Origin of the sequence: Acinetobacter sp. (assembly GCF_041911495.1) — a bacterium.
Classification (GTDB): domain Bacteria; phylum Pseudomonadota; class Gammaproteobacteria; order Pseudomonadales; family Moraxellaceae; genus Acinetobacter.
Window position 1 is genome coordinate 1 of record NZ_JAYROT010000013.1, and the last position, 22,472, is coordinate 22,472.

At 41.9% G+C, this 22,472-nt stretch carries 22 protein-coding genes; 8 read left to right on the forward strand and 14 right to left on the reverse strand.

Going from position 1 to position 22,472, the window contains the following annotated elements:
• Nucleotides 1–137: 137 nt before the first annotated feature.
• From ACE3PQ_RS01205 to ACE3PQ_RS01220, 4 genes are all read right to left on the reverse strand, one after another.
• The gene (locus tag ACE3PQ_RS01205) at nucleotides 138–587 is read right to left on the reverse strand and encodes a hypothetical protein (RefSeq protein ID WP_374294474.1); all 450 of its coding nucleotides are present in this window, start codon (nucleotides 585–587) and stop codon (nucleotides 138–140) included.
• A complete protein-coding gene (locus tag ACE3PQ_RS01210) occupies nucleotides 584–742 on the reverse strand; it encodes a hypothetical protein (RefSeq protein ID WP_374294476.1) in 159 nt (52 codons plus the stop codon). The genes ACE3PQ_RS01205 and ACE3PQ_RS01210 overlap by 4 nt, the downstream gene beginning before the upstream one ends.
• Before the next feature lie 371 nt (nucleotides 743–1,113).
• A complete protein-coding gene (locus ACE3PQ_RS01215) occupies nucleotides 1,114–1,821 on the reverse strand; it encodes a DnaA ATPase domain-containing protein (protein WP_374294477.1) in 708 nt (235 codons plus the stop codon).
• Nucleotides 1,822–1,853: 32 nt separating this feature from the next.
• Nucleotides 1,854–3,104, reverse strand: a complete 1,251-nt coding sequence (locus ACE3PQ_RS01220; RefSeq protein ID WP_374294479.1) for an AI-2E family transporter — start codon at nucleotides 3,102–3,104, stop codon at nucleotides 1,854–1,856.
• 153 nt (nucleotides 3,105–3,257) lie between these two features.
• Between ACE3PQ_RS01220 and purM the strand changes: the two genes are divergently transcribed.
• The 3 genes from purM to ACE3PQ_RS01235 all read left to right on the forward strand — a co-directional run bounded on the left by purM (nucleotide 3,258) and on the right by ACE3PQ_RS01235 (nucleotide 6,611).
• Nucleotides 3,258–4,340: a phosphoribosylformylglycinamidine cyclo-ligase gene (purM, locus tag ACE3PQ_RS01225; protein ID WP_374294481.1), complete on the forward strand. Its 1,083-nt coding sequence runs from the start codon at nucleotides 3,258–3,260 to the stop codon at nucleotides 4,338–4,340.
• A gap of 26 nt (nucleotides 4,341–4,366) precedes the next feature.
• Nucleotides 4,367–5,014, forward strand: a complete 648-nt coding sequence (gene purN, locus ACE3PQ_RS01230; RefSeq protein ID WP_374294483.1) for a phosphoribosylglycinamide formyltransferase — start codon at nucleotides 4,367–4,369, stop codon at nucleotides 5,012–5,014.
• Nucleotides 5,015–5,321: 307 nt separating this feature from the next.
• Nucleotides 5,322–6,611 carry an outer membrane protein transport protein gene (locus tag ACE3PQ_RS01235; protein WP_374294485.1) on the forward strand — a complete coding sequence of 430 codons (1,290 nt, stop codon included), beginning with the start codon at nucleotides 5,322–5,324 and terminating at the stop codon, nucleotides 6,609–6,611.
• A 105-nt stretch (nucleotides 6,612–6,716) separates the two neighbouring features.
• On the opposite strand, the gene thrH is transcribed toward ACE3PQ_RS01235, so the two are convergent.
• Entirely contained in the window at nucleotides 6,717–7,334 is a 618-nt protein-coding gene (gene thrH / locus ACE3PQ_RS01240) for a bifunctional phosphoserine phosphatase/homoserine phosphotransferase ThrH (RefSeq protein ID WP_374294487.1), read from the reverse strand.
• A gap of 234 nt (nucleotides 7,335–7,568) precedes the next feature.
• On the opposite strand from thrH, the gene ACE3PQ_RS01245 reads away from it, so the two are divergent.
• A complete protein-coding gene (locus ACE3PQ_RS01245) occupies nucleotides 7,569–8,195 on the forward strand; it encodes a phosphoadenosine phosphosulfate reductase family protein (protein WP_374294489.1) in 627 nt (208 codons plus the stop codon).
• Between the two features lie 205 nt (nucleotides 8,196–8,400).
• On the forward strand, nucleotides 8,401–9,780 hold the full coding sequence (locus ACE3PQ_RS01250) for a wax ester/triacylglycerol synthase family O-acyltransferase (RefSeq protein WP_374294491.1): 1,380 nt from the start codon (nucleotides 8,401–8,403) through the stop codon (nucleotides 9,778–9,780).
• Nucleotides 9,781–9,964: 184 nt separating this feature from the next.
• Here ACE3PQ_RS01250 and ACE3PQ_RS01255 read toward each other — a convergent pair whose 3' ends face one another.
• From ACE3PQ_RS01255 to ACE3PQ_RS01280, 6 genes are all read right to left on the reverse strand, one after another.
• Nucleotides 9,965–10,126, reverse strand: coding sequence for a PA1571 family protein (locus tag ACE3PQ_RS01255; protein WP_241570859.1), 162 nt, complete (start codon nucleotides 10,124–10,126; stop codon nucleotides 9,965–9,967).
• A gap of 161 nt (nucleotides 10,127–10,287) precedes the next feature.
• Nucleotides 10,288–11,742 carry a ribonuclease G gene (rng, locus tag ACE3PQ_RS01260; RefSeq protein ID WP_374294494.1) on the reverse strand — a complete coding sequence of 485 codons (1,455 nt, stop codon included), beginning with the start codon at nucleotides 11,740–11,742 and terminating at the stop codon, nucleotides 10,288–10,290.
• 61 nt (nucleotides 11,743–11,803) lie between these two features.
• Entirely contained in the window at nucleotides 11,804–12,373 is a 570-nt protein-coding gene (locus tag ACE3PQ_RS01265; protein ID WP_374294496.1) for a nucleoside triphosphate pyrophosphatase, read from the reverse strand.
• Complete coding sequence (gene mreD / locus ACE3PQ_RS01270; protein WP_374294498.1) at nucleotides 12,358–12,852, reverse strand: rod shape-determining protein MreD; 495 nt, start codon at nucleotides 12,850–12,852, stop codon at nucleotides 12,358–12,360. The genes ACE3PQ_RS01265 and mreD overlap by 16 nt, the downstream gene beginning before the upstream one ends.
• A complete protein-coding gene (gene mreC / locus ACE3PQ_RS01275) occupies nucleotides 12,839–13,693 on the reverse strand; it encodes a rod shape-determining protein MreC (protein ID WP_374294500.1) in 855 nt (284 codons plus the stop codon). Before mreC ends, mreD begins: the two co-directional genes overlap by 14 nt.
• A gap of 71 nt (nucleotides 13,694–13,764) precedes the next feature.
• Entirely contained in the window at nucleotides 13,765–14,799 is a 1,035-nt protein-coding gene (locus ACE3PQ_RS01280) for a rod shape-determining protein (RefSeq protein ID WP_363317518.1), read from the reverse strand.
• A gap of 140 nt (nucleotides 14,800–14,939) precedes the next feature.
• Between ACE3PQ_RS01280 and gatC the strand changes: the two genes are divergently transcribed.
• From gatC to gatB, 3 genes are all read left to right on the forward strand, one after another.
• The gene (gene gatC, locus ACE3PQ_RS01285; protein WP_241570853.1) at nucleotides 14,940–15,254 is read left to right on the forward strand and encodes an Asp-tRNA(Asn)/Glu-tRNA(Gln) amidotransferase subunit GatC; all 315 of its coding nucleotides are present in this window, start codon (nucleotides 14,940–14,942) and stop codon (nucleotides 15,252–15,254) included.
• A gap of 68 nt (nucleotides 15,255–15,322) precedes the next feature.
• Nucleotides 15,323–16,801: an Asp-tRNA(Asn)/Glu-tRNA(Gln) amidotransferase subunit GatA gene (gatA, locus tag ACE3PQ_RS01290; RefSeq protein WP_374294504.1), complete on the forward strand. Its 1,479-nt coding sequence runs from the start codon at nucleotides 15,323–15,325 to the stop codon at nucleotides 16,799–16,801.
• Entirely contained in the window at nucleotides 16,801–18,282 is a 1,482-nt protein-coding gene (gene gatB, locus ACE3PQ_RS01295) for an Asp-tRNA(Asn)/Glu-tRNA(Gln) amidotransferase subunit GatB (RefSeq protein WP_374294506.1), read from the forward strand. Before gatA ends, gatB begins: the two co-directional genes overlap by 1 nt.
• 45 nt (nucleotides 18,283–18,327) lie before the next feature.
• Here gatB and ACE3PQ_RS01300 read toward each other — a convergent pair whose 3' ends face one another.
• From ACE3PQ_RS01300 to ACE3PQ_RS01310, 3 genes are all read right to left on the reverse strand, one after another.
• Nucleotides 18,328–19,299, reverse strand: coding sequence for a hypothetical protein (locus ACE3PQ_RS01300; RefSeq protein WP_374294508.1), 972 nt, complete (start codon nucleotides 19,297–19,299; stop codon nucleotides 18,328–18,330).
• Between the two features lie 158 nt (nucleotides 19,300–19,457).
• Nucleotides 19,458–21,542: a methionine--tRNA ligase gene (metG, locus tag ACE3PQ_RS01305; protein ID WP_374294624.1), complete on the reverse strand. Its 2,085-nt coding sequence runs from the start codon at nucleotides 21,540–21,542 to the stop codon at nucleotides 19,458–19,460.
• 90 nt (nucleotides 21,543–21,632) lie between these two features.
• Nucleotides 21,633–22,466, reverse strand: coding sequence for a DNA adenine methylase (locus ACE3PQ_RS01310; protein ID WP_298891319.1), 834 nt, complete (start codon nucleotides 22,464–22,466; stop codon nucleotides 21,633–21,635).
• Between the last annotated feature and the right edge of the window lie 6 nt (nucleotides 22,467–22,472).

Here is a 22,472-nt window from a genome sequence, read left to right on the forward strand (position 1 = left end):
AGAGTTCGGTTCTGTCATGAGAAAGCCCATATAAATGGGTAATGTACAAGTTGCTGTAGAAGCATGTTTAGTTCGTCTGATCACAGATACTTTATAAACTATTTTAATACTTTTTTGAATCCGTCAATGCGTAAGTCCTATAATGTTGTATTTGATAAATAAGACAGTCGACTAAAAGCGCCCTGAGTAGTAGTTTCATCACCAAAAGGAACTGCACTATAGATTACAGTTGCACCAGATGCCGTCGCACTATTATCTCTAATGACACTATTTTTAATAACAAATAACGGGTTCGCCACATGCAATACTGCGCCACGTTCAGCTGTATTATTTTGTACTAGCGAGTTCGAAATCGACACGTAGTTTGCTGAGTTTGCATTTGTACCCGACAAAATACCTTCGCTATAGATCGCCCCACCTTCAGTCGCATTTCCATCAAAAAGCTTTACATATTCAAGCGTCAAGTTTTCACGATTAAAGAAAATGCCACCTTGCACTTCGCAAATTGCTTCTGCGCCACAACCTTGTAGATTGACTTGATTAAACTTAACAACAGTTTGACTAACTTCAGGCTTCTGATCATTCACATTAAATAAGCGATGAGTCCCACTAGCTTTGATGGTGGCATTTTTAGCCCCATTTCAGTCGAGTCAGTATTAAAGGCTGTACTTTCAGTTTGAATGGTCATCGCAGTTTTAATGGCGATTTCTTTATCTAAGGTGTAAGTTTCTTCTGCTTTCAACAAGATAACCGTAGAGGCAGCCCCACCACCACAACCGTTATAGCCTGCTTTTTTGATTTCTTCTCGTGCGGTTTTGTCTGTTTCTGATTCACCAGCTTTTGCAGTGTAATACTCGTTGATGTACGTGACGGCTTCACGAATTGAACATTCATCGTCATCTTAAACAACATCTTCGGTAATCGTCACATCAATATTTGCTAAGGTATGCCCACTTAAGCATAGTAACCCCACAGCAATGCTTTGTTCAAGCATTATCGCACTCCTTTGAACCCGCTTTTTTTGTTGTTTTTGGCGTAATATTTTGCCAATCCTTGAACCCACATACTTTCTCACAGCTTGACGCATGTGACAAGCCCAATTTGTAAGTGCTTTTAGTCTGAATACTGATCTATGAGCGCAAATATTTGTTTTAGGCGCAGATTTGATAATTTAGTTTTTTCACCTTGTAACACCTGTTCGATGCGATCCAAAGTTGCAAGTAGGCTATTTGTTTGTTTCGGACCATATTGCAAAAGATAGTCGATAATCGGCGCCTGAAATTGCCAACTCCGTCGTTGCGTAACTGCAACAAGTAAAGCGTATCGGTCTTCATATGAACTACCATCAGGCACACGAATGCTTACCGACTGATTCAAACGAGATTGCAGATCAGGAAACTGTAACCGCAATGACATTGGTGCCAAGCGTGAAGAAAAGACCAACTGAGTCTGGCTTTCATAACTTTGGTTGATTAGGTGAAAAATAGCACGTTGCCAAGCCATCACCCCATGCGTTGCTTCGATATCATCGAGTGCTACAACATCGTAGTACTCTAATGCTTGTATCGCCTCTACTGGTGCATCTAACAATCCCAATAAAGGCACTCGAATCGCTCGTTTACCAACATCTGAGTACGAGTCACAGATTGCACTCAGCAAATGTGATTTGCCTGAACCTGCATCACCATAGATAAATAGCTGCCGAATTAAACCTGCGTGAAATTGACGCACACTATCAATGGTCGAGCCCCAACTTGGCCCTGCAAAATCACTGATTTGTGCATCCAAGTGTGGTTCGATATCTAGCTTTAATTGGCGCATAGGCAAGCACACTCATTTCGCATTATTTAGCCTTATGCTTTTGAATCATCAGCTTTTGTCGAGTTAGCATCTGAGTCTACTATTGATTCAGCATTATTCTCCACGCCACTCTTCGCTTGTTGCTTCGATATATGATTTTCCAACTGCTCGCCCAGCTGAGGTTCTTGTGATGACAATAATTCCATGTCACTGAATTGCTCAGATAGCCTGATCTGATGCGCCCCATACCACACGCTTTGCTCATAGCTATCACGCAGATGTCTAAGCAAGACCACGATCACGGCTGCGACTGGTAAGGCAATTAACATTCCTGCAAATCCAAGCAACTGGGCACCCGCCAACACCGCAAAAACAACAGCAACAGGTGATAAGCCTATTTTATCGCCCAATAAGAAAGGCTGTAACACATAACCTTCAATCGCCTGACCGATCATAAAGACCACAAGAACAAGGAATAACTGCATCCAATCGACACCAAACTGCAACAAGGAAGCCACTACAGCCGCGATAATTCCCACAGCAAAACCAAGATAAGGAATAATACTGGCAAGCCCTGCAACAATACCGATGATCAAGCCCACTTCAATGCCAATCAACTGCAATCCAACAGCATAAACAATCCCAAGTAAAATCATCACCAAAAACTGCCCTTTCACAAAGGCACCAAGCACTTGATTACACTCTTTGGCGATTCCGATGACACTGCTTTCAAATGGACGAGGAATTGCACGTTGCATATGTTTAAGCATCTTGTCCCAATCAAGCAGGAAGTAAAAAGTAATGATCGGGATTAAAACAAACATGCCACCGATTTGAATAAAATTTAGCCCTGATTGTGCCAATCGCAGCGCCACATCTTGCAGATTATCGACGCTGTAATTGGTTTGAATATACTCCATCGCCACCGCTGTCATTTCATCGGTATTGAGCTCCATTTCGACCAAATTAAAGGTATCTGAAAGCCACGGCAAAAATGTGCCATTAATCCAAGCAATTGACTCTGGAATGTGATCCCGAGCATAGATCAACTGTGCCCAAATCATGGGCACTAAGAACCAGCCTACCAAGACCAAGCCCACGATGATAATTAAAAATACCGAGGTAATCGCTAGCCATCTTGGAAAACCCAAACGAAGCATACGATCTACAAGTGGACTAAATAGATATGCCACTAAAAATGCAATCAAAAATGGAATAACAACTGGGAGAAGCAAGTAAAGCAGCCACACAAAGAAAACCACGGCGGCAAGAATAAATACTCTTTTTAAGACCAAATCATGCATTATTCACATTTCCTAAAATATCGGGGTGGCATCGGTAGTTATTTTCTTTTAACGAAACCAATTTTTAAGAAAAAGATAGCATTTTATGCAAGAAAAATCATAAGAATTTCGTATATTCAGGTATAATCAGCCGCCAATGCGGAGACTTCACTTATGAGCAACTCAACTTCAAATTCAAGCACCAATTCAAGCACAGGCTTAAGCTATAAAGATGCTGGTGTAGACATCGAAGCTGGCGACCTACTCGTCGAGCGAATCAAATCTGTCGCAAAACGCACAACTCGCCCAGAAGTGATGGGTGGACTCGGTGGTTTTGGCGCATTGTGTAAAATTCCAAAAGGTTATGAAGAGCCTGTACTTGTTTCAGGTACAGATGGTGTAGGAACTAAACTACGCCTTGCGCTACAACTCAACAAACATGACACCATCGGACAAGATTTGGTCGCAATGTGCGTCAACGATCTACTGGTAACTGGTGCGGAGCCTTTATTCTTCCTCGACTACTATGCAACAGGTCACCTCAATGTTGACGTTGCGGCAAATGTCGTGACAGGTATTGGTAAAGGTTGTGAACTTGCAGGATGTGCACTGGTTGGCGGTGAAACTGCTGAAATGCCGGGCATGTACGAAGGTGAAGATTACGACCTTGCAGGATTTTCGGTCGGTGTGGTTGAACACAGCAAGATTATTGATGGAACCAAAGTGAAAGCAGGCGATGTGCTTATCGGTCTAGCTTCAAGTGGTGCGCATTCAAACGGCTATTCATTGCTTCGCAAAATCATTGATGTGAAAAATATTGACTTAAACACCCAAGTAGACGGCAAGTTACTCAGTGAAGTGGTGATGGAACCAACTCGTATTTATGTTAAGCCCGTGCTTGAACTGTGCAAGCAAGTTGATGTACATGCTATGGCGCATATCACAGGCGGTGGTCTACCAGGCAACGTGCCACGTGTTTTACCTGATGGCCTACGTGCAACGATTGATGAAAGCTCTTGGCAATGGCCTACCTTATTCAAACTTTTACAAGCTGAAGGTCAAGTTGAACAGTTTGAAATGTACCGCACCTTTAACTGTGGCGTAGGTATGGTCATTGCCGTGGATGCGACTGATGCTGATAAAACCATTAAGATTCTCAATGCGCAAGGCGAATCTGCATGGAAAATTGGTACAATTGAAGCCGACGCTGCATCAGTTAAAGATGCCGATGAAAAAATCCGTGTGGTCTTTCAATAAAATAAAAAATTGGTATTCGTTTTAAGATGAAACGTATTGCAGTATTGGTTTCAGGAAGCGGTAGCAACCTGCAAGCCTTAATTGATGCCGAGCATCAAAATCAACTCGGCAACGGTCAAATCGTTGGCGTACTGAGCAACAAAGCGGATGCCTATGCGCTAACACGTGCCAAACACGCCAATATTGATACTGCAATCATTTCTCACAAAAACTTTCCGACAAGAGAAAGTTTTGATCAACAGATGCACCAGCAACTGCTCGATTGGGATGTTGATCTCGTGGTTCTTGCTGGATTTATGAGAATCTTGTCCAGCGACTTTGTTAGTCAATGGCAAGGTCGTATGCTCAATATTCATCCGTCCCTCCTGCCGCACTATAAAGGAATGCACACCCATAAACGTGTACTCAACACTGGTGACCGTTTTCACGGTTGCACTGTGCATTTTGTCACAGCAGAACTAGATGAAGGTCAAGCCATCATCCAAGCAGTCTTGGAGGTTCGACATTCCGACACCGTAGAATCACTTACTACTCGTATTCATCCTTTAGAACATCAAATCTATCCGCAAGCCGTACAATGGTTTTGTAACGAACAACTCATTTGGTGTGAGAATCAAGCTTATTTCCAAAACAAACCGTTACAAGAAAGTCTAAAAGTTTACTACTTTGACTGAATCCACTTGCTATATCGATTATTTTTTAATCAAAAATATGGTTTAATCAGCTACTTTTTGCCCGTTTTATATCTTTTTAACAATCAAGACATTTTTTTGCACTAATCAGTTCTCAATAAATATGCATAAAAAACAAACCACTATAAAAAAACATTGGCTTTTTCTATATTTTCCTTAGTATTTTGCAAAAGTTCAGTTATAGTAATTACATGAGTGAAACATCACGAATACATAACTTATAAACTCCTCATGAATATTGGTTTTTATAAGCTATAAAGTTTTAACTTAGCCTCACGGATTGATGATAATGAAAATCAAGACTCTTACCGCCGCACTTGCATGTGCACTTCCTGTAACTGGTGCTTTCGCTGCCGCTCTAGACCGTTCAGGACAATCAATTTCTGCATTCCTACAACCTGGTAACTACGCTGAAATCAGCATGTCCGTTTTGGATCCTGATGTATCAGGAAAAACTCACAGTGACTACCCATCAAGATCCCCTGCTGCACAACCATTCGTAGGCGGTCAATCAGTTGGCGAAATGGCTGATGATTATGCTTTTGGCTCAGCTGCCATCAAAGTACAACCGACTGAGCATTTTTCATTTGGTTTGTTATATGACCAACCATTTGGTGCTTCTGCTTCTTATTCAGCTGAAACAGCTGCTCTCCCAAATGTTGCTGCACTAGGTGCTAATGCAGGACAAGGTGCATTCCATAATGGTTCTGAAGGCACTGAAGTGAGCTTTGATACTCACAGCCTATCTGCGATCTTTGGTTTTCAGCCAAATGTAAACTGGAATATCTATGGTGGTCCTGTATACCAAACCATCGAAGGTGAAGTAAAACTTCGTGGCTTAGCTTATGGTGGTCCTGGTTTATTCGGCGGTTATGATGCTAAAATTGATCAAGACGGCGAATTTGGTTGGTTAGCAGGTGTCGCATTCCAAATTCCTGATATCGCATTGAAAGCATCATTAACTTATCGCTCAGAAGTAGAACACGAATCTGTAGTTGAAGAAAGCATCGGAGCAGGTGCATCACCTACCATTAATGCTATTGTTGCAGCAGCAGGTCCTGGCATTACTGACATCACTACACCACAATCAGTTAACCTTGATCTTCAATCAGGTATTATGGCGAACACTGTAGCATTTGCTAATGTACGTTGGGTAAATTGGAAAGACTTTTCTATCAAACCACACCAATTTGGTGCAGTAGCTGATGCTGTTGGTGCAGCTGTTGGAGCACCTAATGGATTTGATTTGATTGCATACTCTGATGACCAATGGTCTGTAAATGCAGGTGTTGGACGTAAGTTAAACGACAAATGGTCTGGTAGTGTTTCTGTAGGTTGGGATAGCGGTGCAGGCAACCCTGTTTCTACACTTGGTCCAACAGAAGGTTATATCAATACTGGTATTGGTATCCAATATAGCCCAGCTGCAAACTACTTCGTTCAAGGCGGTGTAAAATACTTCTGGCTAGGCGATGCTGAAGCACAAACTGGTTCACAATTCGGAACTGATGATTCTGTTGCTGAGTTTGAAGACAACACTGCAATTGCGTATGGTTTAAAACTTGGTTACCGTTTCTAATCACTTGATTTAGAAAACCATTTCGTAAAAATCAAGCCATAAAAAAGGAGCAATTCAATTGCTCCTTTTTCTTTATACTGTGTGTCCCATACCAAAAAAATCGTTTTAATTTGGAATGTCACGATCTGATACAGAACGAATCGCTTGTTTTAATGCTTCATAACCATTGAGTGCTGGGAACTGCGGAAATTCTGCAATCACATTATCAGGTGCATCGAACAAGAATCCGTGATCAGCTTCACCAAGCATGGTCGTATCGTTATACGAATCCCCTGCTGCGATAATTTTATAATTCAGCGTATGCAATGCTTTGACAGATTGACGCTTTGGATCAGCTTGACGCAGTTTGTAATCTGTAATCATGCCTTGATCGTTGACTTCAAGCTTATGACAAAAGATCGTTGGCCAACCAAGCTGTTTCATCAATGGATGTGCAAATTCATAAAAAGTATCTGACAAAATAATCAATTGAAAATGGGTACGCACCCATTCTACGAACTCTTTTGCGCCTTCGAATGGTCCCATCTCAGCAATCACTTCCTGAATATCATGAATACCGAGATTATGTTCTTTTAAAATATTTAGACGTTGTGTCATCAACACATCATAGTCAGGAATATCACGTGTGGTGGCTTCTAATTCTTTAATGCCTGTTTTTTTTGCAAAGTTGATCCAAATCTCTGGCACCAAAACGCCTTCAAGGTCTAAACAAACGATTTCCATGTATGCTCCAACGTATACGATGATTAAAAATTTGGCGTTAGTTTAACACTAGTCTGCAAAAATAAGATGTCATTTCGGCGCTTTTCTAGCCCCTTCGTGTTGTGTATGCTTAGCTTGATGTTGACTTAGCATTGTATGGTTTTCGCATTTTTCTAGTGTATTGCCTTGAATACTCCTATACTAAGCCTCAATAACATCCTATTGATTATTGCAATTATTTTAGAGAAATTTGCCATGAGTTTAGATTTAGACATCGCACAGATTAATAGCGACCTGAATAATGATGCTGAAAAAATCGTTGAATGGTCACTAAGCCTTGATCAAAAAGCAATTATCACCACGAACTTTCGTCCTTTCGAAGCGGTGATCTTACACATGATCACGCAACGTAAACCTGACATTCAAGTGGTGTGGATGGATAATGGTTATAACACCGAAACCACCTATAAATATGTCGATGAAATCAGTAAATTATTAAACTTAAATCTCACCACATATCTACCAAAGCGCTCACGTGCTCATCGTGAAGCAATTGATGGCGAAGTCCCTGCACTTGATGATCCAAAACATGAAGCATTTACGGCTGAAGTAAAGCTAGAGCCATTCGAGCGTGCATTATCTGAGCTTGCACCTCAGGTTTGGTTTACCGCATTACGTGCAACCGATACCGCTGTTCGTGCCGAGATGGACGCTGTCAGTATCAATTCAGATGGTTTAATCAAAGTTGCGCCACTGCTCAAATGGACATCAAAAGACCTTTGGGAATATATGCAAAAACACAATTTGCCTGATAACGAAGATTATTTTGACCCAACCAAAGGTGAAGAACACCGTGAATGTGGCTTACATCTAAGCCACTAAGTACCGTGAAATATGTCACAAATTTTGTTTGATGAATTTTCTTACATTAAAAGCCACTCCAAGTGGCTTTTTTTATGGTGAATGGTTGGTCTATCAAGCTTTATTGCTATTCACTTTGACACTGCCTATGCTAGTATAGACAGGTAAAATGGAATTTACTGATAATTCTTAGGGATAGCTTTTTCAGGACATAAGGCGCATAAGTATGAGACCACTCAATCCTATTGATTTTATTTTTTTGTCTTTAGAGAAAAGACAACAGCCGATGCATGTCGGTGGATTATTTTTGTTTAAATTACCTGAGAATGCGCCTAGTAGCTTCATTCATGATCTTGTCCAAGACATCCGTCGCTCGAAAGCACCACCTGTTGCACCATTTAATCAAGTTCTCAGCGGTATATTTTGGGATGTCGATCAAGAGTTCGATCTAGATCATCACTTTCGCCATATTTCCTTACCTGCACCAGGTCGTATTCGTGAATTACTCACCTATATTTCTCAAGAACATAGTGCGCTTATCGATCGTGCAAAACCACTTTGGACCTGCCATATTATCGAAGGGATCGAAGACAATCGCTTTGCCATGTACATCAAAATCCATCACGCAATGGTTGATGGTGTGGCAGGAATGCGTTTGATCGAGAAATCTTTTTCAAGCACTCCAAATGAAGCGATGGTTCCACCATGGCAGGTGCGTAACAATAAAATGAAACGTCCTGAGCCAAAACCTGTCAATACACTAAAATCGATTGTGAAATTTGCACGTTCACAGTTCCAAGCAGCACCGATTGTATCGAAAGAACTTTACCAAGCATTCACCAAAGAGCGTGGTAAAAACCCTGATTATGTTTCGACTTCTCAAGCGCCTGCTTCGATTTTAAATCAACGTGTCAGTTCATCACGTCGTTTCGCCGCACAATCTTTTGAGTTACAGCGTTTTCGCAATATCGCCACTTGTCTCCATGTAACGATTAATGATGTGGTACTTGCCGTTTGCTCGGGTGCGATTCGATCTTATTTATTGTCCATTAATCAACTACCAAAACGCCCATTAATCGCAATGGTACCTGCATCGCTTCGTTCTGATGATTCGAATACAGGCAACAGCATCACCATGATTTTGGCAAATTTAGCGACACACAAAGCCAGTCCGCTTGATCGTATTGCCATCATTCAACGTAGTATGCAAAACACCAAAGATCGCTTTAAGCGTATGACCACACAGCAGATATTTAATTATAGTGCGTTGGTTTACGGTCCTGCAGGTGTTAACATGTTGTCAGGCCTTATGCCTAAGAATCAAGCATTCAACTTGGTGATTTCTAACGTTCCGGGGCCAAAAGAGCCTTTATATTGTAATGGCGCTCAACTTGATGCGCTCTATCCCGTCTCGATTGTCATGGATGGTCAAGCACTCAACATTACCATGACCAGTTACTTAGATAAGCTCGAAGTCGGTTTAACCGCATGTCGACAAGCTTTACCAAGTATGCAAAACTTGCTTACTTTGCTTGAAGATGAAATCCAAACTTTCGAGCAAATGTGTCAGATTACCTATCAAGATAATTTAAGAACCACAGCTTAAGGAAAATATCAAACTGTTGAGTTGATATAACCTCCATGCAAAAACGCCAGTGATATCACTGGCGTTTTTATCTGTGGAATCAGTATATTACTCAATTGCTACACTATATTTTGATTGTTATTTGTGGGAGCATTCTATTTAAGGAGATTATGATTAAAAATAGAGTCAACAAAAATCAAAATAATTATTTACGGCAACGTGATAACAGTTGAGAACACGCCATTTGAATCATTTCTTTAGTCACACGCACTTCTTCGCCTGACTCAGACACCATATAACAACGATTTACACGAGTAAGCTCAATCGCCGTTGCACCTGTTTTTAATAGCGTTTTCGTTGCACCCATAGTATTTACCTCTTTGGCTTTCAAACTCAACTTTTAAAAAAATAAAAGCTCGTTTGTTGGCTATATTGACGATGATTACAGTATTAAGGAGGTGCTAAAAAAAGTAAAACTTGAGTTGTAACAAACAATTATCGCAATTTGTTACAGCTTGGTAGATTATGCTAACTCAAAATGATATCGTACTGCTCTTGCGTGTACAGATTTTCAACTTGGAACTTAATCACACGATCAATAAAATGCTCCAAATCCGCCACAGCAGAAGCCTCTGAGGTCAACAAGCGATCTATGACCATTGGGTGCGCCACAATCGTATAGGCATGTTGTGATTGGTAAGCTCTTGCAAATCGCATAATTTCTCGAAAGATTTCGTAACACACTGTCTCTGCAGTTTTGACGTAACCACGCCCCTGACAAGTCGGACACGACTCGCAAAGCAGATGTTCCAAGGACTCTCGTGTACGTTTACGAGTCATTTCGACCAAACCAAGCTCGGATACTTGTGTAATCTTAGTCTTGGCATGATCACGCTCAAGCATCTTTTCAAGGAGACGCATGACTTCATCACGATGCGCCTGTTCTTGCATGTCGATAAAGTCAATGATGATAATCCCGCCAAGATTACGCAATCTCAGCTGACGTACAATGACCTGTGTCGCCTCAAGATTGGTTTTAAATACCGTATCTTCGAGCGTACGTCCACCCACATAGGAGCCTGTATTGACATCAATCGTGGTCATCGCTTCAGTCTGATCAATCATCAGATAACCACCAGACTTAAGATCAACACGAGTGCGCAGGGCTTTTTGAATATCCTCTTCGACGTTATAGAGCTCAAAAAGTGGCTTTTCACCAGGATAATGATTTAAGCGACCTTGCATGGTCGGTACGAACTTTTCGACAAAGCTTTGAAGTTTGGTAAAAATTTCTCGTGAATCCACATAAATCTTATGTGTTTCGCCGTTGGCAAGATCACGGATGACCCGTTCAGGCAAAGGCAACTCTTCAAAAATCAACGCTGTGGCATCGACTTCTTTTTGATTCTTCTGAATGAACTTCCAAAGCTTGGCCAAATAGGCCATGTCTTGGCTGAGTGCTTGCTCGGTGACGCCTTCTGCGGCGGTACGCACAATCACACTACCCGGTAGCTGATGTTCGGCTTGCAGACGATCAATCATTTCCCTCAAGCGATCACGCTCAGCTTCCTGTTCGATTTTTTGTGATACACCTGTATGGTTGCCAAAAGGCATAAATACAAGATAACGCGACGGAATAGAGAGGTCGGTAGTCAGGCGAGCACCCTTTGTCCCGAGCATGTCTTTCATCACTTGCACTAATACAATCTGCCCGGGATGCAACATTTCAAAAATATTCGGCGCTGTCTGTGTTCGAGGCCATACCATATCATTAATATGCAAAAAGGCTGTACGTGACTGTCCAATATCGACAAATGCAGCCTGCATACCCGGTAGTACACGGACAATTTTCCCATTATAAATATTGCCGACTAAACCACGCTTGGCTGTACGCTCAACAAATAGCTCATTCACCGTACCATTTTCGATGAGTGCCACACGACACTCCATCGGCGTGATATTAATTAATAACTCTTCCGCCATACCCGACCTAAAACCAAAAATAAAGAATAAAAATTAAAACTGGCAAATCTATAAATATCAGTTAAATATCTTGTTGTACCTTTACCAATAACGCCAAGGTTTCATACAAGGGTAAACCGACCACATTGCTATAACTGCCTTCTATACGAGTCACCCAAGCGCCTGCACGTCCCTGAATCGCATAACCAGCCGCTTTATCTTGTGGCTCACCAGTTTGCCAATATTGGCGCATTTCAGTTTCATCTAATACTTTAAAGTAAACTAAGGTGCTTACCGTGTCATGGAAAATTTTGTATTTATTCGCAATCACTACGGTTGTTTTGACTTGATGACTTCGCCCTGAAAGCAATCGCCACATGCGCAGTGCATCATCTTCGTCGTTCGGCTTGTTCAAAATATGCTGATCAATACCAACCGTGGTATCTGCTGCAATCACAGTCGCATTTGGAAATTGGTTTAAAATATTTTGTGCTTTGGCAATCGCAACACGCTGTACATATTGATCAATGTGTTCGTTTGGGTGTTGTGATTCATCAATATTTGCAGGATAAACTTCAAACTCGACATTAACTTGTTCTAATAATTCTTTACGTCTTGGCGATGCCGAAGCGAGTATCACACGGCTCGCCATTTCTTTAATCCCCAATACACTACTGGCCACAACAATGAGCTACTCAGCAACGTCTGCCAGTGCCGAACTAAGCTCATTTCATTACCTGTCATTACCAACAGTAACCACATCAAAAGTAGATGGAATGTAGCGGCTATGACGATAATTGCCCATAGGTTTGTTTCTGTCATGACACGACGTTCGCGTGTAAAAAATCGGGCAAAAAATGCAATCATCACAAAAGTCATGGCATTTAAACCCAATGGATACTCCATTAACAAGTCTGTAAAAATACCAACTAAAAAAGCAAACCACACACCACACCACGCAGGTTGGCACATCACCCAAAAAAACATGACCAAAAGCATAAACATCGGGCGCCAGCCACTTAAAAAATAAGAAACTGGATAAACCATGAACACAGATGCAAGGATCACAGAAATGACAATGGCAATCAGAGGATCACGACTTTGAAAATTTTCTTTCTTAGCGAGTGCCATTTGGCTGCTCCTTCGACAATGCTTGTGAAAAGAGCACCACAACATTATGACCGCTCGAAAGCTGCGCCGAAGGTTGAATGGTAATATCTGCAAACTCACTCGAAGACGGCACTTCAATATGTTTCACTTTACCAACCAAATATCCTGCTGGATATCGCTCCCCTAGACCTGAACTGTAGACAAGGTCGCCGACTTTGACATCTGCACTACTTGGCACATATTGCATGACGAGTTCACTATAATCGCCTTTGCCTGACACAATCGAACGCATTCCAGTACGATCCAAACGCACAGACAGAGAACTATCTTTATCAGAAAGCAGCATCACTCGTGCGCTGTGCGGATAAACTGCAATAATCTGCCCCATAATACCTTGATCATCAAGTACAGTTTGACCTTCTTGCAATTGATCACGGCTACCCTTGTTGATGATAATAATGTGATTCAATGGATTGGGATCGACACCGATAATTTCGGTAATCAACATGCGTCCATCAATGATCAAAGGGGTATCAACCAAGCCTCGAAGTCGCGTATTTTCAGCAGAAAGTTCAGAGAGTTTTTGTAAGCGAACTTTGGCTTGATCGAGCTCTGCACGAAGTGCAATATTTTCACGGCGTAAGCTTTGCTCAGATTTAAGCTGAAGCTTCATCCACTCTTGCGACAACACAGGATAATTGGCAAAGGCATAAATTGGATAATAGCCAACTTGCAGCACATCACGAACAGGCTGAATCACTTGTGGGAAGCGCCAATTGACAAAAATAGCAACAAAACAGACAATTAAAGCAAGTATCAGTGAGCGAAAAGACGGTGGTTGTCTAGTAATTATCGTTTGCACCGTCTATTCCTTTTACTTGCCTTCTTTAAGAATTTGAATCCATAGATTCAAAGTTTCAGTTTACTCTACAATTATTCTACAAATAGCATTTCATGGTTTGGATTATCGAAGTATTCCAATACCTTACCACCACCACGAGCAACACAGGTCAGCGGATCTTCTGCGACCATCACAGGCAAGCCTGTTTCTTGTGCAAGCAATTTATCCAAGTTACGTAGTAATGCACCGCCACCTGTTAAGACAATTCCACGCTCAGCAATGTCTGATGACAACTCGGGAGGTGTCTGCTCAAGCGCTGTTTTCACTGCACTGACAATACTTTGTAACGGATCAGCGATCGCCGACAAAACCTCATCCGAACTCATAATGAACGAACGAGGCACACCCTCTGCAAGGTTACGACCACGCACTTCGATCTCAACCGCATTACCGTCATTAAACGCCATACCCACTTCTTTTTTGATCTTCTCCGCAGTGGTTTCACCGATCACACAACCATGCGCTTTACGGGCATAGTTAATAATGTGTTCATCAAACATATCGCCACCGACACGCAATGAATCGGCATAGACACAGCCTTGCAGTGAAATAATTGCGATTTCAGTTGTACCACCACCAATATCGACCACCATCGAACCACAAGCTTGCTCTACAGGCATACCTGCACCGATCGCCGCAGCCATTGGCTCTTCGATCAAGCGCACTTCTTGCGCACCTGCGTTATAGACCGCTTCACGGATTACACGACGCTCAACCAAAGTCGATTTGCACGGTACGCACACCACGACTTTTGGGTTATTTGGCAACAAACCACGCTCGTTTACTTTATTGATAAACTGATGCAACATGGTTTCAGTCACTTCAATATCTGCAATCACACCGTCTTTCATCGGACGAATTGCAGAAATATTGGCAGGTGTACGACCAAGCATCTGCTTTGCATCTTCACCCACAGCCGCCACGAGCTTTTGTGAGCCACTTTGACGGATTGCCACCACAGTCGGTTCATTTAAGATAATGCCACGATCTGGTGCATAGATCAGTGTATTGGCAGTCCCAAGATCAATGGCGAGGTTCGGTGAAAACCAGCCAAAAATGCGTCTCATAAAAATCACAGGTAATTCTCAGTATATTCAGTGAAGATTCAAAGTGGCAACTTTAACGAAATGTGATGATTTGAACAAGTCAATCGCTTATTATAACGCACGATATTTTGAAATTTTTTGATAACGGATCAGGTGAACTCATGTCTGCTGACAATGCAAAACATGCTCAAGAGCTCAATGCCGAAACAGTTTCTGCGATTGCAAACCTTGCTCGCCTTTCGCTAGATGACTCGCAATGCGTTGATTATGCACAAAGTTTAAATAAAATCTTGGATATGATGGAAACCATGAAAGGGATCGATACTGAGGGTGTCGAGCCACTGAAAAGCCCATTCGACCATCCTCAACCATTACGTGACGATGTTGTAAGCGAAAGTAATCATCGTGACCAATATCAGGCTGTTGCACCTGAAACACAAGATGGTTTATATGTTGTACCTCGTGTGATTGAATAAAATCGAACAAATAATCACCAATTAAATCCATTTTTAATATTTTTACTGAATTACAGATTGAATATGTTATGACTGACTTACATCGTTTATCTATTCGAGAACTTTCAGAAGGACTCGCTCAAGCGAAGTTCTCATCTCGTGAGCTCACGCAACATTACCTCAACCGCATCGCAAAAATCGACAGCCAAGTGCAATCTTATGTCACCGTGACCGCCGAGCAAGCTTTAGCACAAGCCGATGCAGCCGACGCACTGCGTCAAGAAGGTAATGCCACCACACTCACTGGTATTCCGATCGCACATAAAGACATCTTTTGTACGCAAGGTATCAAAACCACTGCAGGCTCAAAGATACTGGATAACTTCATCTCGCCGTATGATGCAACCGTCGTTGCCAAAGGCAAAGATGCTGGCTTAGTCACACTGGGCAAAGTCAATATGGATGAGTTCGCTATGGGCTCGACCAGTGAATCTTCATATTTTGGCGCAACCAAAAATCCGTGGGCGCTTGATCGTGTACCGGGTGGCTCATCAGGTGGCTCTGCGGCGGTGATTGCTGCCGATCTTGCACCATTTGCTACGGGTACAGATACAGGAGGTTCGATTCGTCAGCCTGCATCATTCTGTGGACTGACTGGTCTCAAACCAACTTATGGTCGTGTTTCTCGTTTTGGTATGATCGCTTATGCCTCATCGCTTGATCAAGGCGGTCCAATGGCTCGCTCAGCCGAAGACTGTGCTTATTTGATGAATGTCATGGCAGGACACGACGCCAAAGATTCTACGTCGATGGAAAAATCAGTCGATGATTACGTCGCAAATCTCAATGATACAGCTTTAAAAGGCTTACGCATCGGTATTCCAAAGCAATACTTTAATGTGCAAGGTTTGGCGAGTGATGTCAAAGCACGTGTCGAAGAATCTTTAAAAAAATTGGAAGAACTTGGCGCAATCTTGGTTGAGATCGACCTCAACATGACCGAAGCTTATGTACCGACTTATTACCTGATCGCCCCTGCGGAAGCCTCATCGAATCTGTCACGCTATGACGGTGTGCGCTATGGCTATCGCTGTGATGCGCCTAAAGACATTCTCGATCTATACAAGCGCTCTCGTTCTCAAGGTTTTGGTGCAGAAGTACAACGCCGTATTTTGATTGGTACCTATGCCCTATCAGCAGGCTACTACGATGCGTACTATGTCAAAGCGCAAAAAGTCCGTCGCTTAATTCAACAAGATTTCTTAAAAGCCTTTGAAAGTGTCGATGTGATCGCAGCGCCATCTGCGCCAACCACAGCTTATAAAATCGGTGCGGATTTAACTCCAGTGGAAATGTATCTCGGTGATATTTATACCATTGCAGTGAACTTGGCGGGCTTACCTGCGATCAATGCACCTGTTGGTTTTGATCAAGATCAACTACCTGTTGGTTTACAGTTGATTGGGAATTATTGGTCAGAGTCACAACTGCTTTCCATCGTTCATCAATATCAACAACACACCGACTTCCACACCCAACGTGCGGCGATTGCTGAGGAGAATGCATAATGGCGAACAATGCTAAAGCAAACAAGCCGAAATCAAATCTCATTGACGGCTGGGAAGTGGTGATCGGGATTGAGATCCACACGCAACTGGCGACCAATTCTAAAATCTTTTCTGGCTCATCAACTGAGTTTGGTCAAGATCCAAACACACAAGCCAGCCTCGTTGATTTGGCGATGCCAGGTGTGCTCCCAGTTTTAAATAAAGAAGTGGTGAATTTAGCGATCCGTTTTGGTTTGGGCATTGATGCTTATATCGACCAAGCCTCTGTATTTGCCCGCAAAAATTACTTCTACCCTGACTCACCAAAAGGCTACCAAATCAGCCAGATGGACAATCCAATCGTCGGCAAAGGTCACATCGACATTCAGCTTGAAGATGGCACAGTGAAGCGCATTGGCGTCACTCGTGCTCACTTAGAAGAAGATGCAGGCAAGTCGATTCACGATGCGATTGATGGTATGTCGGGCATTGACCTTAACCGTGCAGGCACACCGCTACTCGAGATCGTATCAGAACCTGATATGCGCTCGGTGGAAGAAGCGGTTGCCTATGTCAAAGCGATTCACACCCTTGTGCGTTGGCTTGGAATCTCAGACGGCAACATGGCAGAAGGCTCATTCCGTGCCGACTGTAACGTGTCGCTACGTCGTCCAAATGAACCATTTGGGACACGTTGTGAATTAAAAAATATCAACTCGTTCCGTTTCATTGAACAAGCCATCAACGTGGAAATCGAACGTCAAATGGAAATCTTGGAATACGGCGGTAGCATCGACCAAGAAACCCGTTTGTTCGATCCAAACAAGATGGAAACTCGCTCAATGCGCTCCAAAGAGGAAGCCAACGACTATCGCTACTTCCCTGATCCAGACTTGTTACCTGTGGTGATCGCAGATGTACAAATCGAAGCGATCAAATCGGAAATGCCTGAACTACCTGCGGCACGTCGTGAGCGTTTTGTCAGTGAATTTGGTGTGACGGAATACGATGCGCACGTCTTGACGCTATCACGTGAAATGGCGGACTTCTATGAAGCGGTAGTTGCCCCATCAGGCGGTGCGAAACAAGGTAAAGTCGCTGCCAACTGGGTCATGGGCGAATTCTCAGGTGCGCTCAACAAAGCAGGTTTAGAGCTCAACGAATCGCCTGTATCTGCCGAACAACTCGGTGGCATGATCGCACGCATTGTCGATAACACCATTAGCGGTAAGATCGCCAAGCAAGTCTTTGGCTATATGTGGGACGAAGGCAAGACTGCCGATGTGATCATTGCGGAAAAAGGCTTGAAGCAAGAAACCGACACAGGTGCGATCGAAGCGATCATCAAAGAAGTCTTGGCTGCCAATGAAAAGATGGTTGAAGAGTATAAATCTGGTAAAGAGAAAGCTTTTAACGGTCTAGTCGGTCAGGTGATGAAAGCCTCTAAAGGCAAAGCCAACCCTGCACAGGTCAATGAACTGATGAAGAAATTGATTGGTTAAACTGATCTTTTTATTAAAGAAAACCCGCGAAAGCGGGTTTTTTTATTACCATGATGTAAATTGAGTAATATCAGTCATTCTTTGCAAGTTTACCTTACTACCCAACTCATCATCCCAAAACTGTTGACGTTGTTGAGTTGTTTGTCCGTCACCATCCCATTCAATAATTTTTTTATTCTTTGCACTAGCATGAACTTTTAAAATTTTATTTAAATGAGTATCACAGCCCGAGTAACCAAATAAAACAACCTCATCTACTTCACTTAAAGAGAAAATCAAATAACCCCAATAAGTTGATAAAACCTCCGATGCAGTAATTACACTTGGTTTATGCGGAATATGTGTTAGAACAATGTGCTTACTACCAAAAATATTTCCAGATGAAATCTCAGAAGTCGATAATTTATAAGTTATTCCATTTGAATCACGAAATAAGGGGCATCCATGAAGATGCATATAGTACCCAAAATTTCGATCATAAAGACGAACTAAATTAGAACTATCAAAGCCACTGCTCGTAAACCCATCAACTAGCTGACCCGTAAATCCACTGCAGATACCAGCATTAATAAACTCTTCATAAAGTAACTTATCATAATTTAACGTTGCAACATGAGATTTCGTAGTACGCACAAAATCAATCAATGCTGTCTTGAATGTTGTTGGCATTGTATTTGTAGAATCAAATAAATGCGATGCTACCGTATGAAAGTACTCCTGAGTAGCCTGCGTAAATTCTTGACCATAGTTTGATAACCAATGATGATCATTTACAGTATTTGGATAATCATTCAGATAATCACAAGATGTTGAAACTAGATATAATTTATCTAATTCCTCTTCAGAGATTGGACACGTACCCGATGGAATGCAATTTTGGATGAGATCACGATGTTCCGTATCATTCCATAGGGCATCATTGTTCCAAACAACATTTAATGCATTAGGTAACGAATAATGGTTTGCATCAATTGCCATTCCTAAACCATTACCAAAAATCAGAAGCTTTCTACTCATTGTTTTTCCATATATATCGGAACGCCATTATTTATTTTAGGATTATACTGCTTAACGAAATTGAAAATAATAAGTAAAACTTTAAAGCTGATTCGCAGAACACAGCTATTAAAGGAATAACCACTTATGAAGGAATAAGGTGATAATCAATAAGCAACTTAAGACACCTTATCGCCTGCTTTTGCACCACTATCAGGTGACACGATAAAGATCCCTTCGCCATTTCCCGCAGCGAGCACCATGCCATTCGATACACCAAAACGCATCTTACGAGGTGCAAGGTTGGCGACCATCACCACCAGTTTTCCTTTCAAATCTTCAGGTGCGTATTGACTACGAATGCCACTAAATACATTGCGTGGTTCAGCTTCGCCGACATTGAGGGTCAGTTGTAATAGCTTGTCCGAACCTTCAACGATATTTGCATCAATGACTTCTGCAACACGTAGATCAACTTTGAGGAAATCATCAATTTTGATCTGTTCAGCATCACCCACAGCAGGCTCAGCCTTTTTAGCTTCAGTCTTTTCAGCAGTTTTGGTTTTTTTCTTGTCGGCATTCTTTTCTGCCTTTGCAGGTTCGGCTGCCGCTAAAGAATCTTTAGAATCATCAACCATTGCCGTCACAGCTTTGGCATCGACACGTTGCATCAACGGTTGGAATTGCGCAATCTCATGATTGGTCAAAATCGTAGTACGTGAAGCAAAATCAAAACTGTCCAATTTTAAGAAATCTTGTACTTGCTTTGCCAAAGTCGGCAACACGGGCGCAAGATAAACTGCAAGCTGACGGAACAAGTTAATCCCGACTGAGCAGACTTCATGCACTTGCTGCTCTTCGCCTTCGATCTTCGCCAATGCCCACGGCTTTTTCTCATCAATATATTGATTGGCACGATCGGCAAGCGCCATGATTTCACGGATTGCCGCAGAAAATTCACGGTCTTCATAACACTTGGCAATCGAGTCACCTGCATTAATGAAACTCTGGACTAATTCAGGTTCGGCGCAGTTGGCAGATAATGTATTGTCAAATTTGGTGTTGATAAATTTGGCACAGCGACTGGCGATATTGACCACTTTACCAACCAAATCCGAGTTCACTTTTTGCACAAAATCATCCAAATTCAAGTCAGAATCTTCAACTTTATCAGACAGTTTTGAGGCAAAGTAATAACGTAAATATTCAGGATTTAAATGCTGTAAATAGGTTTCTGCCTTGATAAATGTGCCACGAGATTTTGACATCTTCTGACCATTGACGGTAAGGAATCCATTCACAAATAAACCAGTTGGCGTGCGATAGCCTGCACCGTCCAGCATTGCAGGCCAAAACAGCGCATGGAAATAGACAATGTCTTTACCGATGAAATGATAGACTTCGTTTTGTGAATCTTTTTTCCAGTAGTCATCAAAATTCAGCTCAGGACGCTTCTGTTTTACATAGTTCTCGAAGCTCGACATATAACCGATAGGCGCATCCACCCACACATAGAAATATTTGTTTGGCGCATCAGGAATTTCAAAGCCAAAATACGGCGCATCACGAGAAATATCCCAATCGTTCAGACCATTTTCAAACCATTCATCCAGTTTATTGGCGATGGATAGCGGTAAACGCCCTTCGTCACGTGTCCATTTCTGCAAGTAGTTTGCAAAGTTTGGCAATTTAAAGAAGTAATGATCTGATGATTTCTCGACTGGTGTTGCACCGCTTAAAGTCGAGTGCGGATTGAGTAATTCAGTGGCGTTATAAGTTGTTCCGCAGACTTCGCAAGCATCGCCGTATTGATCTTCAGATTTACATTTTGGGCAAGTGCCTTTGATAAAACGATCTGAGAGGAACATGCCTTTTTCAGGATCGAATAACTGGCTGACTGGACGCACCGCAATATTGCCTGCTTCACGGTTTTTCAGATAAATCTCTTGGGAACGAGCACGATTGGTGTCGCTATGGGTCGAGTCGTAATGATCAAAATGCACACCAAAACCATCAAAGTCACGGATATGCTCACGTTGTACATTGGCGATCTGCGCTTCGGGTGTGATGCCGTTGGCTTCGGCACGAAGCATGATCGCTGTACCGTGTGCATCATCAGCGCAGACATAGGTCACATCATGCCCCATCGCACGCATCGCACGCACCCAAATATCCGCTTGGATATAACCTAGCAAATGTCCCATATGAATCGGACCGTTGGCATAGGGTAAGGCATTGGTGACGAGGATTTTACGTGCTGACATAGACCACTCTGTTGGCAGAATTTTGGAGTCGTCCATTCTACTGAGCTATGGGGTGCAAAGCAATTGTTCAGTTAAACAGGAGTAAGTCTTTTAGATAGCTGTGGGTATTATATTCTTACTAAAAAACATAATTTCAGAACCCTTAACTTTATTATAAGCACTGTAATTAAGTTGGTATTCTAATCCATAGCACCCTTTGTAAATTTTTTTGATTTCAGAACAATTATCATAGGACACTATCCATGGTGTAGATACTGAATCTAATTTTTCCTTGATGTCTACATGATCTTGATGTTGATAATAATTTCTATATAAATCTTGTCCTTTACGATAATAAGGAGGATCTAAATATATCAGCGAGCCTTTCGGCAACAATGAATCAATTCTATCAAGTAAAGATACAGTATTTTCGTTATAAACATGTATTTTACCACTAAAACATCCAATTTTTTCAATCCGATTCATTAAGTTAATCTTGTTAAACCTAGCATCAAGCCGATAACTTCCATTTTGTAACTTTCCACCAATAACTCCTCCTTTTAAAATGCCAGAACGATTTGTTCGATTTAAAAAAAATGTTGCAAAGCCATGTTCAAGTGGTGAATATAATAATGGATTATTTAAAACATCTTTTTGCCTATACCACTCCTCAATTGTTACATCAACATCACAAAGTAGTCTTAAAAAATTTTCTGTGTCATCAACTATTGATTTCCAAAAATTATAGATTGCAATATCATAATCATTAATATGAATTCTTTTACAATGTCCACTAAATAAAAGCTCTAAGGCAACCCCTGCTCCTCCTGCATAAGGCTCAAAGTAATCGCCATAAAGATTGTTTTCTTGAATTAATTTTTTCACAAATGGAGCAAATTTTGCTTTTCCACCTGGATACCGGAGCGCAGAATGTATTTTAGCCATAGCGTA

Excerpts from the sequence above, each read along its gene's own strand:
- thrH (WP_374294487.1), bottom strand. The coding sequence starts at position 7,334 with ATGGAAATCGTTTGTTTAGACCTTGAAGGCGTTTTGGTGCCAGAGATT.
- ACE3PQ_RS01300 (WP_374294508.1), bottom strand. The coding sequence starts at position 19,299 with ATGAGTAGAAAGCTTCTGATTTTTGGTAATGGTTTAGGAATGGCAATT.
- mreD (WP_374294498.1), bottom strand. The coding sequence starts at position 12,852 with ATGGCACTCGCTAAGAAAGAAAATTTTCAAAGTCGTGATCCTCTGATT.
- ACE3PQ_RS01310 (WP_298891319.1), bottom strand. The coding sequence starts at position 22,466 with ATGGCTAAAATACATTCTGCGCTCCGGTATCCAGGTGGAAAAGCAAAA.
- ACE3PQ_RS01245 (WP_374294489.1), top strand. The coding sequence starts at position 7,569 with ATGAGTTTAGATTTAGACATCGCACAGATTAATAGCGACCTGAATAAT.
- purM (WP_374294481.1), top strand. The coding sequence starts at position 3,258 with ATGAGCAACTCAACTTCAAATTCAAGCACCAATTCAAGCACAGGCTTA.
- ACE3PQ_RS01250 (WP_374294491.1), top strand. The coding sequence starts at position 8,401 with ATGAGACCACTCAATCCTATTGATTTTATTTTTTTGTCTTTAGAGAAA.
- metG (WP_374294624.1), bottom strand. The coding sequence starts at position 21,542 with ATGTCAGCACGTAAAATCCTCGTCACCAATGCCTTACCCTATGCCAAC.
- purN (WP_374294483.1), top strand. The coding sequence starts at position 4,367 with ATGAAACGTATTGCAGTATTGGTTTCAGGAAGCGGTAGCAACCTGCAA.
- ACE3PQ_RS01255 (WP_241570859.1), bottom strand. The coding sequence starts at position 10,126 with ATGGGTGCAACGAAAACGCTATTAAAAACAGGTGCAACGGCGATTGAG.
- rng (WP_374294494.1), bottom strand. The coding sequence starts at position 11,742 with ATGGCGGAAGAGTTATTAATTAATATCACGCCGATGGAGTGTCGTGTG.
- ACE3PQ_RS01280 (WP_363317518.1), bottom strand. The coding sequence starts at position 14,799 with ATGAGACGCATTTTTGGCTGGTTTTCACCGAACCTCGCCATTGATCTT.
- gatB (WP_374294506.1), top strand. The coding sequence starts at position 16,801 with ATGGCGAACAATGCTAAAGCAAACAAGCCGAAATCAAATCTCATTGAC.
- ACE3PQ_RS01215 (WP_374294477.1), bottom strand. The coding sequence starts at position 1,821 with ATGCGCCAATTAAAGCTAGATATCGAACCACACTTGGATGCACAAATC.
- gatA (WP_374294504.1), top strand. The coding sequence starts at position 15,323 with ATGACTGACTTACATCGTTTATCTATTCGAGAACTTTCAGAAGGACTC.
- ACE3PQ_RS01235 (WP_374294485.1), top strand. The coding sequence starts at position 5,322 with ATGAAAATCAAGACTCTTACCGCCGCACTTGCATGTGCACTTCCTGTA.
- ACE3PQ_RS01220 (WP_374294479.1), bottom strand. The coding sequence starts at position 3,104 with ATGCATGATTTGGTCTTAAAAAGAGTATTTATTCTTGCCGCCGTGGTT.
- gatC (WP_241570853.1), top strand. The coding sequence starts at position 14,940 with ATGTCTGCTGACAATGCAAAACATGCTCAAGAGCTCAATGCCGAAACA.
- ACE3PQ_RS01265 (WP_374294496.1), bottom strand. The coding sequence starts at position 12,373 with ATGGCGAGCCGTGTGATACTCGCTTCGGCATCGCCAAGACGTAAAGAA.